At 31.2% G+C, this 12,853-nt stretch carries 11 protein-coding genes; 4 read left to right on the top strand and 7 right to left on the bottom strand.

What is annotated here, in order from left to right; all coding sequences use genetic code 11:
* Nucleotides 1–464: hypothetical protein (locus Q0616_RS05060; RefSeq protein ID WP_298775542.1), on the top strand; the 464-nt coding region annotated here is incomplete at its 5' end.
* A complete protein-coding gene (locus tag Q0616_RS05055) occupies nucleotides 452–619 on the top strand; it encodes a hypothetical protein (protein WP_298775539.1) in 168 nt (55 codons plus the stop codon). The genes Q0616_RS05060 and Q0616_RS05055, both read left to right, overlap by 13 nt.
* A gap of 224 nt (nucleotides 620–843) precedes the next feature.
* Here Q0616_RS05055 and Q0616_RS05050 read toward each other — a convergent pair whose 3' ends face one another.
* From Q0616_RS05050 to Q0616_RS05020, 7 genes are all read right to left on the bottom strand, one after another.
* Nucleotides 844–1,605 (bottom strand): LytTR family DNA-binding domain-containing protein, encoded by a 762-nt coding sequence (locus Q0616_RS05050; RefSeq protein ID WP_260543178.1) that lies wholly within the window; start codon nucleotides 1,603–1,605, stop codon nucleotides 844–846.
* 56 nt (nucleotides 1,606–1,661) lie between these two features.
* Nucleotides 1,662–2,981 (bottom strand): RagB/SusD family nutrient uptake outer membrane protein, encoded by a 1,320-nt coding sequence (locus Q0616_RS05045; RefSeq protein WP_260543179.1) that lies wholly within the window; start codon nucleotides 2,979–2,981, stop codon nucleotides 1,662–1,664.
* A gap of 13 nt (nucleotides 2,982–2,994) precedes the next feature.
* A complete protein-coding gene (locus Q0616_RS05040) occupies nucleotides 2,995–6,336 on the bottom strand; it encodes a SusC/RagA family TonB-linked outer membrane protein (protein WP_298775536.1) in 3,342 nt (1,113 codons plus the stop codon).
* Nucleotides 6,337–6,345: 9 nt separating this feature from the next.
* Nucleotides 6,346–8,868 carry a zinc-dependent metalloprotease gene (locus tag Q0616_RS05035; protein WP_260544539.1) on the bottom strand — a complete coding sequence of 841 codons (2,523 nt, stop codon included), beginning with the start codon at nucleotides 8,866–8,868 and terminating at the stop codon, nucleotides 6,346–6,348.
* A 157-nt stretch (nucleotides 8,869–9,025) separates the two neighbouring features.
* A complete protein-coding gene (locus tag Q0616_RS05030; RefSeq protein WP_260543183.1) occupies nucleotides 9,026–10,630 on the bottom strand; it encodes a histidine kinase in 1,605 nt (534 codons plus the stop codon).
* A 131-nt stretch (nucleotides 10,631–10,761) separates the two neighbouring features.
* Entirely contained in the window at nucleotides 10,762–10,920 is a 159-nt protein-coding gene (locus tag Q0616_RS05025; RefSeq protein WP_171622077.1) for a lmo0937 family membrane protein, read from the bottom strand.
* A 60-nt stretch (nucleotides 10,921–10,980) separates the two neighbouring features.
* The gene (locus Q0616_RS05020; RefSeq protein WP_284583705.1) at nucleotides 10,981–11,379 is read right to left on the bottom strand and encodes a hypothetical protein; all 399 of its coding nucleotides are present in this window, start codon (nucleotides 11,377–11,379) and stop codon (nucleotides 10,981–10,983) included.
* Nucleotides 11,380–11,468: 89 nt separating this feature from the next.
* On the opposite strand from Q0616_RS05020, the gene Q0616_RS05015 reads away from it, so the two are divergent.
* Both Q0616_RS05015 and Q0616_RS05010 read left to right on the top strand, forming a co-directional pair.
* The gene (locus Q0616_RS05015) at nucleotides 11,469–12,002 is read left to right on the top strand and encodes a class I SAM-dependent methyltransferase (RefSeq protein ID WP_260543187.1); all 534 of its coding nucleotides are present in this window, start codon (nucleotides 11,469–11,471) and stop codon (nucleotides 12,000–12,002) included.
* Nucleotides 11,962–12,849, top strand: a complete 888-nt coding sequence (locus Q0616_RS05010; protein WP_260543189.1) for a glycosyltransferase family 2 protein — start codon at nucleotides 11,962–11,964, stop codon at nucleotides 12,847–12,849. The genes Q0616_RS05015 and Q0616_RS05010 overlap by 41 nt, the downstream gene beginning before the upstream one ends.
* Nucleotides 12,850–12,853 lie beyond the last annotated feature (4 nt).

Genomic DNA, 12,853 nt, shown 5'->3' with positions numbered 1-12,853 from the left:
CAAATCTGAATGCAAATCATTTGTTTAGTTCTATTTTACAATTCCTTTATTTGCACACCAATACAGATATTGCAAAACATATTCATGCTTTTCACAATCATATTTTTTATGAAAATAATCCGAGAAGAATTCGTAAAGGATGGGAATTTGAAGAAGTGGAACGTGGCGTTTTGATTTCGCAAACTTTACACAATGCATTGAATATTCGTAAATCTCCTATTTTTACAACTCGACCAGACTTTTTGGCTTCTGATAATTATTTGATGAAAGAGTTGAAAGATCAAAATATACCATTAGATAATTTTAAAGCATTGATTTCAAAAACTATTGAAGAATATTACGAAACAAATTTAGACGAAGTAGTTAAAGGAAAATTAAATCATGCTGAGTTTTTACAACTTTTAGCGATTATTTTTTACGAAACTGCTGCAAACGCAATGATTATTAAATCATGGAAAAACTAACAGTCAAGCAAGAAAATAGAATCAAATTAGAAGAACATTTTGGCGAACTTTTGCCTCGATTACCTTTCGAAAACGTTTCATTTTACGAATCGAGTAATTCTTGGGAAGGGCAAATTGAATATAATTTGAATTTAAAAACAGGAGAATTAACCTAACATACAATCGAAAATGTAAAACATCAATTGGAAATTTCTGCTGAAATGATGCAACGTATCGAAAGTGAAATTATCTTGATGTTAGAAAATTTATAAACTAATTTTTAAACTCTTTTTCTCGACACAAAATTCTTACAGAATTTCATTCGAATAGAGTGTTAAAACAAATAGAATAAAAAAGCAAATTTATAAGTCAATTAAAATCTCACAAATGTGAGATTTTTTTATCTATTCATCCAATCCATCCAGCTATTTATCTGTGTTTTACTGATAAAAACAGCTTGTTCTGTTTCTGGTTTTGGTTGAAGATAAATTTCTATTTTTTGACTTGAATGTTTGATAATTTCTGTAATTGCATCAATGTGAACAATAAACTTACGATTGATTTTAAAGAACATTGTTTCATCTAATTTATTTATAATATCCTTTATGGTGTCATCGTAAATATAAGTTTGCTCGTCTTTTGTTTTCATAAAAAGATGTTTTCCTGAAGCAAAAAAATAAGCGATTTCGTGTTCCTCTACCGAACGTAATTTGTTTCCGTTTGTGACCAAAAAACGATGCATAATTTCAGAGGGAGAATTTTCTAAAACTGTTATCGATTTTAAAGTTGGTGCAATATCAAAACTTGTCCTGATTGAATTAAATTTTTGCAAAGCGATATGTAACTCCTCTACTTCAAACGGTTTCAGAATATAATCAATCGTAAAATGCTTGAAAACTTTCATTGCATATTCATCATAAGCTGTGATAAAAATAATTGGTGTAAGCAATTCTACTTCCTGAAAAATCTCAAAACTTTTTCCATCACCCAAATGAATATCCATAAAAATCAGATCAACCGAGTGCTCCTTAAAAAATGTTATTGCTTGTTTTCTAGAACGTAATATTATTATCGACGAAACATCAACAATGGTTTGGTCCTCTAACAAATTTTTCAAATAAGTTACAGCTAATAATTCGTCTTCTACAATTGCAATTCTCATGAATGCAAAAGTATAAAAAAACCGTCTAAATTAGAATAAAGACGGTTTTAAAAATGTTATAAATGAGGATTATTGAGCTTAGCTGCCTGTGGAATTTCTATTGTATAACGAACATCATTTTGCTGTAGAATATATTCTTTATCCGAAATATGATGTATAATTTGTTTTTGATCTGCACGACGTAAATCGTACCAACGTTGACCTTCTAAGGCAAATTCTCTGAATCGTTCATCTAAAATAAACTTCATCAATTCTGTAGAATTCATTGTCGAAATCTCGGTTTGTAATTTTGCAAAACCAGTTGAGGTATAACGATTTTGTAAAACTGAAAACAATGTTGCTTTTGCTTGATCTAAATTATTTAATTTCAAAAATGATTCAGCTTTGATAAAATATAATTCAGCTACACGAAAAGATGTTTTAAATTCTAAATTTCCTCCTTTGATAATTTTATATTTTGAACCATTTTTCTCAAAATATAGCGAGAAGCGTAAATCATTTTCTGTATCATAACTACTTAATAATTCTGGCGATGCATACGACATATACTGAACAGCATTGTGTAAAGTATTGTCTAAAGCCAAAATAGATTCGACAGATGTATAATGATTAGGAACTTGTTTTGTTGTGTTCAAATCAACTAACTCACCTTTCATTTTTAGTGTTGCATCAGAAAAATCAATTGCTTTTTGCCATTCATTTTTATACAAAGCGATTCTTGCTTCTAAAGCATTTAAAGCTGCATTCGAAAATCTATAATTTAATCCTGCTAATTGCGAATCCATTTTCATCAACTTAGTTGCTTGGGCTAAATCAGACTGAATGTGATTGTAAACTTCTTGAACAGATGACGGCTTAAGCGTTGCTTCTAAATCAACTTTCAAATTTAAAGGAACGCCTTTATCTGTAGATGCTGTAGCTGCATTATAAGGTTTACCGTATAAATTAACCAAATCAAAATAAGCGTAAGCACGTAACGCATAAGCTTCTGCTAGTAATTGATCTTTTTCAGCTGAATCTTCCATTGTTTTTGGTCCTTCATTAATGATTTGATTGGCATAAAAAATCACTGTATAAAAGCTAACCCAAGGGAACTGGATTGAAATTTGATCTGGATTTGTATCCTTCCATTGCGCAATCTCACGATACGAAATAAAGTCATTTGAATATTCGTTCAATGTAACCTCATCCGTACGCAAAGCTGTCAACGATTTATGCGTAGGATATTTTGAGTAGGCATTCGTTAACACCATACGATAATCTTCTACCGTTTTTGGAATTACTTTCCCATCTGGTTCGATATCCAAATAGTTATCGCAACTAACTGCTGTAAAGCTAACTGCAACTATGCTTAATAATAAAAATATTTTTTTCATTTGATTTTAAAATTTAGAACGAAACATTAACACCTACAGTTACAGATTTTGCAATTGGTTGTGCATAAATATTTCCGTAAGTTTCTGGATCGAAATAACCTTTGTAACCATTACTAAATACAAATAAATTACGACCTTCTAAGCTAAAACGAGCATTTTTGAAACCTACAACTTCAGCGTATTTCTTTGGTAAAGTATAACCAACACGTATACTACTAATTCTTAAATAACTAATTTCTTTTGCCCAAATGTCTAATAAATTATAGGCGTTTGCATTGTTTCCTGCAAACCATTTGTTCGCCATCCAAGCATCATTATCGCCCATAATAGGACTTGTAATTCCTGGAAGTGTAGAACCTGCCTCGAAAATATCTTGCGTATAATTACGACCTGGATCCAATTCCATTCCACGATAAGAAGGTGATCTCATCACCGTTTGTTTTAAATTGAAAGCGGCTGAAACTGTCAAATCAAAATTGTGAATTTTGAAATTATTGATAATCCCTCCAGTAAATTTAGGATCGCGATCTCCGATGTATGTAAACAAATTACGTTTTTCTTCGCTTGTTAATTTTGAATCAACAATTTCTCCTGGTAAAAAGTCTGCATATAAATCGTATAAAGCAAAGAAATCTTTTGCTGAAACTTTTTCATCACCTTTCCAGAACATTGGATTTCCATATTCGTCAAATCCAGCTGTTTTTAAAGCAAAAATTGCATTTACAGGTAAACCTTCACGCGATGGAAGTAAACTATTTTCGCGTTGTTGTTCCTTCAGAACTTTACTTTTATTATGGGCAAAATTAATCGTTGTCGACCATTTGAAGTTTTGTTTATCAATATTACGTGTTGTTAAAGCAATTTCAAAACCTTTGTTTGTTAACTCTCCCCAATTCACCATTGTGTACTCAAAACCTGTTTCTAAAGGCGTTTCGCGCATACTAATCATATCTGTTCCTTTACGGTTGTAAACATCAACAGCAAGGTTGATACGATTTTTGAAAAGACCTAAATCTAACCCAACATTTGTATTGGTTGTTTTTTCCCAACGTAACAAATCATTTGGTAAATTAATCGCATTGATAATATCTTCTTTTTCACCTGGTAAAATTGTTGCATCGTTATAATCACCAATAAAAAACGGCGACGTATTACGATCGATATTCCCTTGTAAACCGTAAGAAGCACGTAAACGTAGATTCGAAATAAAATCTATATTCTCCATAAACGATTCTTTTGAAACTAACCAAGAAGCAGAAACTGCCCAAATTGGTAAATATTTGTATTTTTTGTTCACACCAAATAAATTCGTACCATCATAACGAACACTTCCAAAAAGTGTATATTTTCGGTCTAAAGTGTACGAAGCGGTTGCAAATGCTGAAACATATGCATTTTCTTCAGTCGGCATTTCTCTGTACGTTTCGTAACGTTTTTCAGCCGCAAAACTTGAATTTGGGAAAACAATTGGCGTTCCACTTTTCGTCGTTTTGTTGTACCCAAAAGCACGTGTTAAAGTCGTGTCATTTTGAGTGTGACGAATTTCAGTACCAGCCATCAAGTCTATTTCATGACGATTGTTAATTGTGGTATTATATGTACCTTGAAGTTTCCAGTTATATTGAAAAAATTCGTTATCCCAATTTTGTTTAACTCCTCCATCAGGTAAAAAATATAAATACTCACCAGATTTATAATAACGCGTTCCTTCTTTCATTTTACGTGTAAAATAAGTTTCTTGTTCGGCGTATTTTTCTGTTTTGTTACTATCGTACTGAATTCCGAATTGAGATGTTAATTTTAAACCTTTTGCTAATTGATAATTAAGATCTATAATCCCTTTAATCGAACGATTTCTTAACGTATAATTTGTATTCTCCCTCTCTTCGATAAAGTTAAATGGTACCGAACGATCTTCAAATCCATCAATATCGTTGTCATAACGATACGAACCATCTGCATTAAATGGAGATAAATATGGATTCGCATTACGCGAATAATTAATCGGATTTATCGATGCATCTGCATCAGTTACAAAAGATTCTTTATCACTTGATGTCGCAAAAATAGATATCCCTACATCTAGTTTATCGTTTAGTTTATAATTATTTTTTAAGGTAAGATTGTAACGCTCAAAACCTGTTCCGATCGTTGTTCCTTGCTCATCGTAATAACCTAATGAAAAGTAATAATCAGAACGATCATTTCCTCCAGAAATGCTTAAACCATATTGTGTATTAATTGCATTGCGATACAATAATTTCCCCCAATCTGTTGTGTTATTTCGTAAAGAATTAATCTGATTTTGAGTCGTAAGATCTAAAGAACTAAAACCACCATTGCGTAAAGCACCAAGTTGACCATTCTTTTGTAAAATACGCATCACTTCACCTTTGTCTGTTCGATACGTTAAATCGTCTCGACCAGCAAGCATTAATTCTAGATCAACTTTTTGAGATGCATTTAATAAATTTAAACGATCAAAATCTGGACGAGCAGTTACAAATGTATTCGCAGAGAAATTAACCGTCATAGCACCTTTTTTCCCGCGTTTTGTAGTAATCGAAATAACTCCATTTGCAGCTCTTGCACCGTAAATAGCTGTTGCAGCAGCATCTTTAAGAATGGTAATATCTTCGATATCGTTTGGATTTAATCCAGCGATAGAAAAGTTTTGTAATTGATCAATATTATCTTTATCACTAAAATTTGGCACATCATTTCCTTCTAATGGCAAACCATCAATCACCCATAACGGATCTTGAGGACCTGAAAGAGAAGCTGTTCCACGAATTCTAATTTTACTTGGAGATCCAGGTGAACCAGTTTCTGTAGCTACTGCTACACCAGCTATTTGTCCACTTAATAATTGATCAACACTTGCTACACCAGCTTGTTGTATATCATCCATTTTTACAGTTGATATAGCTGATGTTAACTTACGTTTTTCGATTTTTTGGTACCCTGTTACGACAACTTCTTTCAGGTCATTATTCTCAGAAATAAATTCACCAGAAGTTAATTTTAAACTAACATGATACGTCGTTAAATCTGTTGAAAGTTCAATTAATTTAGAATCATAACCTAAATAACTAATTAAAACAGATTTAGTATTTGCAGGAACTTCTAATGAAAAGAAACCTTCTTCATCTGTAACAGTCCCAACTGTTACACTTTCTATAATTCCTTTTTGATCTGTTTTAGTTGAAATTGATTGCGCTTCAATTTTAACAGACGCACCAGCGATTCCAACCAACGATTTTTCGTCTTGAACCGAACCTGTAATCACTCTCTTTTCTTGAGAAAATGCAATACTTGCCGCAAAAAGTGGCAAAAGAATGAGTGTCTTTTTCATGTCTATATCTTACTTTAAAGCCTCTTTAATACGGATGATTAAATCAGCATAATGCGCTTTTGTAGACGCATCTCCATTATTCTTTTTCTTGTTTAACAAAGCTAACACGCGTTGTAATTCTGCTCTTTTATAAGTCGTCACTTCCGACACTCTTTTCATAGAAGAATAGTTGATATTACGTGCCATTTTTTCTTCGTCTAAATAATTACAGATAGTTGGTACTTGTAGGTTTTGGTCAATTGTAAGTCCTACTACAGTTGTTTTCTCAAATAATTTGTTTGTTGAAACAATCAATGCATCAACATAATTTTTTTGAGTCATTCTTTCAAGAATCGTTAAGCTTGATTTTTTATCAAAAGCTGCACTTCTTACTTGATCAAATAAGTTTTCAACGGTATATATTTTTTCGTTTGATTTTAGTTCTTGGTGATTCAATTCATTTTCTAACATACGCAATAAACGATCATCTGTAAATAAATTATAAATCAATCCATATTGCATTTCTCTTGCTAATGTATACGGCGTTTGCTCGTAAGGTCCCATTGGCGAATTTTTGATGGCATATGTTTTCTCTAAAATATCATTGAAGAATAACCACTTTGGTAAGTTAATCACGTTTTCGTTTAGATAATTCACCGCTTTACGTTGCATAGCTGCTGAAACTGGCTCGTATGCTTTTTTATCAATTCCGAAATAAGTATTGTTCAGATAAATTCCACCAACATTTGCTAAAACATGATTTGAATATAAATCCCATTGTCCGATAGTTTGGTAATATAATTTTCCTGTATTGATATAACTTTTTCCATCTTCATACGTCCATTTCAAAATATTTTCTGAAACACGTTTTAGATTTTTCATACCATATTCACTTGCCAAAACAGCATCATTACCTAAATCTTCTGACTGAGAACGTGGATCTATAGTACTTAAATAGCTTTGTTGTTCACCATAAAAATACATGGGATCGTCTTCATGTTTTTCAATCATTTTACGAAGAGCTACTTTTTCAGTTTCTTGATTTGGGAACCAACGATATCCCCATTCGATTGCGTATTTATCATACAATCCAATTTTTGGTGTAATCGCAGTAACGCCGTCTTCTGGTTGTGCTACATAATTATAACGCGCATAATCCATAATAGATGGTGCAGTTCCACCCATTTTATCTGTAAACTCTTTCGATCGTAAAGACTCTACTGGATAAGAAAATGAAGAACCCATATTATGTTTCAGACCAAATGTATGCCCTACTTCATGAGAAGACACAAAACGAATTGCTTCTCCCATGTGTTCGTCACTAAATTTATTTCCTCTTGCTTTTGGATCAATTGGACCAGTTTGAATACGCATCCAATCATGCAAAGAAGTCATTACATTGTGCCACCAAATAATATCAGCCTCTAAAATTTCTCCACTACGCGGATCAACCACTGAAGGTCCCATTGCATTTGATTTTGGTGAAGCTGCATACGTAATTACTGAATAACGAACATCATCAATATCAAAATCTTTGTCATCTGCAGTAGGTTCTTTTGCAATAATTGCATTTTTGAAACCTGCTTGCTCAAAAGCAACTTGCCAATCGTGTACACCTGCAATAATTTTTTGGCGCCATTGTTTTGGTGTTGATGGATCGATGTAATAAATGATGGGTTTCTTAGGTTCAACTAATTCGCCTTTCAAGTACTTTTCTCTGTCCTCATCTTTTGGTTCCAAACGCCATTTTGTAATAAAGCGTTGATCTTCCATTTTGTGTTGAGCATCATTAAAAAACCAGTGTTTTTCTGTGAAATAGCCTACACGATTATCAGCTAACCTGGGTTGCATGGGAGTTGTTGAAAGCAAAACAATATTACTCGTCACACCTAAGGTAACGGCTAAATCTACCCCCCCTTCATTCACACTTGTTGTTAATTGAGATTTAACCACAATGTTTTCTGGAAACGTTTTCACATTTTCCACATATGATAGATTTGCCTTTACCGAACCACCTAAACCTATGTTCGTTAATACATCATTAAAACTTTTTTGATTTCCATCAAAAATTTTATTTACTTTAATTGCAACAGCTGTCGAATCGTTATTTTGAGCTTCAATATCAAAAACCTCTATAATAGATTCTGAAAAATTATCTTTTACAGAAGCTGTAATGGCATCATTTTTAGGAGAAGAAACTTGTGGAACTAACGTTTTTACCCAGACTTTTTTTGCTACTTTATCATGATAAAAAGAAATTACCTTATTTTCATAATTCATTCCTTTGTTCAAGCCCGCTTCGTTTACTTCCATCGGAACTTGAGACAATTTATTGACGACTAAAAATTGACGACCAAATAAACTATCTGGAATTTCAAAATAGATGTCAGTCTTAACTTGAATCGTATTGAATAATCCTTTCTTATAGGTTCCTTTCTTTATTAATTCATCGATTTTTTTAACTTTCGTTATAGTCGAATCCTTTTTCTCTATTTTTTCTTTATCCGTTTTTGTATCCTCTTTTTTTTGTCCGTAAACAACAGCTGAAGACATTGCCAAACTTAGATATAGCGCTAATTTATAATTCTTTCTTTCCTTATTCTGACTCATTCAAACGTTAAATTATCATTAATTATGGCATAAACTTAATCGCAGTTTTTTGATCATAATAGTTTTTTGGAGTGAGTGGTTGTTTTTTTGGAGTGAGTGGTTATTTTGGTGTGATATAAGGTAAAAAACAAATAAATTCATTGTTTTCTACTTTAGTCGAAAAATTATCAACTTGATAAAAATGATAGATTTTTTGTAAATAATTTAATCCAAACTTTTCATTCTCTAAAACTTTTGATTTTTTCTGAAAAGTATTTTTAACAAGTATTAAATCTGATTTCACTAAAATAGTTATGGTCAAAGGCTGATCTATTGTCGCAATATTGTGTTTTATTGCATTCTCTACAGCAATTTGTAAGGCCAAATACGGAATATTTTTCTCTAAACTTTTTGCATCTTCAAGTTGCAAATCGAAAATCAATTCTTCCGAAAATCTACTTTTATGTAAATCCATATACTGCGCAATAAAATCTAATTCTTTCTTTACTGCTACAATATTTTCCTTTGGCGGAACGATTAAATAACGGTAGATTTTAGAAAGATTCATCGTGAATTTCTTTGCATTCTCTTTGTTAATTCCGATTAACATATAAAGTGAGTTCAGTGAATTAAAGAGAAAATGAGGGTTGATCTGATTCTTTAATTGTTGTAATTGCGTAAAGGTATTGATATTTTTAATCTTTTCGTTTTCGATTAACAACCTATTTTTTTCTTCAATAACAGCCGCTTTTTCACGATAAGCCTTTGACGTTATTTTATTGAACAACAGAAAGATAATTACAATTAAAAAAACAGTTCCTAAAAATATAAAACTGATATAAAATTTAGTTTTCTCGACTTTCTCATCAATTATGTATTTAAGATGATTCACAACAATATATCCATCAAAATTCTTGGTGTGCAAAGGTTTTATAAATCGCTTAATTGTAGTATTCTTTATAAACTCAGATGTTGCATCATTAAGAGTATATTTATCTTGTGGAAAATCAGTATCTAATGTACTTGTTATTGTATCTATTGGAAGAATATCTGTAAATTCAAAAATATTTTTCCCAATAAAAGCTTCATTTGGATGCGTCAAACAAATTCCATCTTTGTTAAAAACATACATATAATTAGAAGAAGTAACATCGACATTGGTAAAGAAGTTATATAAATCATACAAATTAATTGTAGTTCCATAATACATATTTGCACCATTTTGCAATTGAAGTGAATCATAATTTACCCAATACAAAGTATCTTTATAATCAATCAAAAAATTATCTATAAATTGATTTTTAGAATGATCGATTAATTCATATGTATCAAGATCTGGTTGATTAAGAATTTTCGAAAGATGTTGATAATTTATTAATTTTTCGTCTTTTGCTGCAGTATTTACAAACCAATCGTAACGAATTAATTTTCGATTCGAGTTTAATTCATTCAGAACAGAAAAATGATCTGCAACATTTGAATCATTTGTTTTTTGAACCACCCTTTTTAATACCTCTTGGTATTCTTCGATATTCTTAAACTCGAATTCAATCGCTTCATATTTCCGATGAAATCCTTTAATTACAAAATCGTCATTACTTTTTTGACTTTCATTGTTGATTAAAAAACTTAATATAACTAGCGCTATTACGGCTATAACACTTACAATTAATGCTATAACATAAATTGATTTATTGGATAATTGAACTTGGGAAGGGTAAGACAAACCTATTTTTTTTGTAAAATTAAGCGAAGTTAGTTTATCAAAAAAATAAGAGAATAAATATCATAAAAATATAATTATCAACTAATTGACAACATAATATATAGTAAATTTTCTCCCTTGCGGGAGAAAATTTAAGGTTTTCGACCTGTTATCAATCGATACAAGATTGCAATAACGGCTAATACCAATAGAATATGGATAAAACTTCCTACTGCTTCTCCAAATCCGAAATAACCAATTGCCCAAAGAATAAGTAGGATGATAGCAATTGTATAAACAAGATTTCCCATAATTTGTGATTTTTAGATGGTTTTTATCTTTTAACTATCTAAAAACGTTCCAAAAACCATTTACAAACCTTTACTAACTTCTTTTTTTGTAAACAAATGTGAAATTACTTCTAATTTATCCTTGTCGAATAGGCATAAATTATCAATATAAAATGGGGTAAAGTGAAAACTCTGTTGATCTATAATTCCAAACTCTCTTTTATTGGGTTCGTATGCAACAAAACCCGAACGTAAAAAAGGTTTACAAGAAACTTTATACAACACAATATCATTTGTAAATAATCGTCGATTCCGTTTATCCAACACATCTATTCCGATATCAATTGTATCAAAGGGTAAAGATGTTTCATGCCAAGTAAATTCATTGTATCCCTTAAAATAGGTTACTCCATTCATTTCTTTCGCATAACCTTCTATTTTGTTTTTATTTCGTAATCGATAATATCCGATCGTTTTCATTTGGCAAATTTGCAATAAAATATTTTAAAATAGAAACGAACAATATTAAAATAGATGATTACATTTATCATCCGAAAACAACTAACACAATGTATAAGGTTTATCCGCAAAAAAGATATAACGAGACATTAGCTTTACTGAAACAGTTTGCTGCACCTACTGACAAAATCTTAGATTTAGGAATTAAAAATCCTTTTTCTGAAGTAATGCTTGAAAATGGTTTTGATGTAAAAAATACAAATGGTGATGATTTAGATTATTATTATAAAGATTTGCAAAATTATGATGCTAACTTTGTCACAGCTTTAGAAATTTTAGAGCATTTAGTTAATCCGATGGAAGTTTTAAGAAACTTACCTGGTGATAAACTATTAGCATCTATCCCAATGCGTTTATGGTTTTCATCTGCTTATCGTAGTCAAAATGACCCAAGAGATGTACATTACCATGAATTTGAAGATTGGCAATTTGATATGTTAATGGAAAAAGCTGGATGGACAGTTATTCATCGTCACAAATGGACACATCCATCAAATAAACTGGGAATTAGACCCTTATTAAGAAGAATTACACCAAGATATTATGCTATTTACGCAGAACGAAAAAAAGACTTTACTTTCTAACTACTCAATTGTTATACCTGCACATAACGAAGAAGATTTTATTGCAATAACATTACAATCTATCGTTAATCAAACAATTTTACCGTATGAAGTAATTGTTGTGAATGATCATTCAACCGATAAAACACAACAAATTGTAGAAGAATTTACAGCCAAGTATCCTTTTATAAAGTTAAGAAATATTCTTTCGAAAGGAGAACATCAACCAGGCAGTAAAGTCATTCAAGCATTTCTAAAAGGTTATGAACAAATTGATCCGAATTACGATATTATTGTTAAATTGGATGCAGATTTAGATATTCCAAATCATTATTTCGAAACAATTTTACACCATTTCAATCAAGATGAAGAAGTTGCTATGGCAGGTGGTTTTGCGTACATCGAAAAAAATGGAGAATGGGTTTTAGAAAATCTAACCGATAAGGACCATATTCGCGGTGCATTTAAAGCTTATCGAAAAAAATGTTATGAAAAAATTGGAGGTTTACGTGCCCATATGGGTTGGGACACTGTAGATGAGTTATTGTGTAAATATTATGGTTGGAAAGTTGTGACAGACGAATCATTACATATAAAACATCTAAAACCTACTGGTGCAAGTTATAATAAATCAGCACTTTACAAACAAGGAGCAGCTTATTATGCTTTAGGTTATGGTTTTTGGATTACCACAATTGCTGGCACAAAATTGGCGTTGCGTAAAAAGAAACCATCGTATATTCTCTATTATATGAAAGGTTTTTTTGAAGCAAAATCTAATGGAACAAAAAAAATGGTCAATCGTGAACAAGAAAAATTTATTCGAAATTATCGTTGGTCTAAAATGAAACAAAAAATAAAAGGTTAAAACT

It is taken from the genome of uncultured Empedobacter sp., from assembly GCF_937930195.1.
In the GTDB taxonomy this organism is placed as follows: Bacteria; Bacteroidota; Bacteroidia; order Flavobacteriales; family Weeksellaceae; genus Empedobacter; species Empedobacter stercoris.
This window is presented reverse-complemented; position numbering and strand designations above follow the sequence as displayed.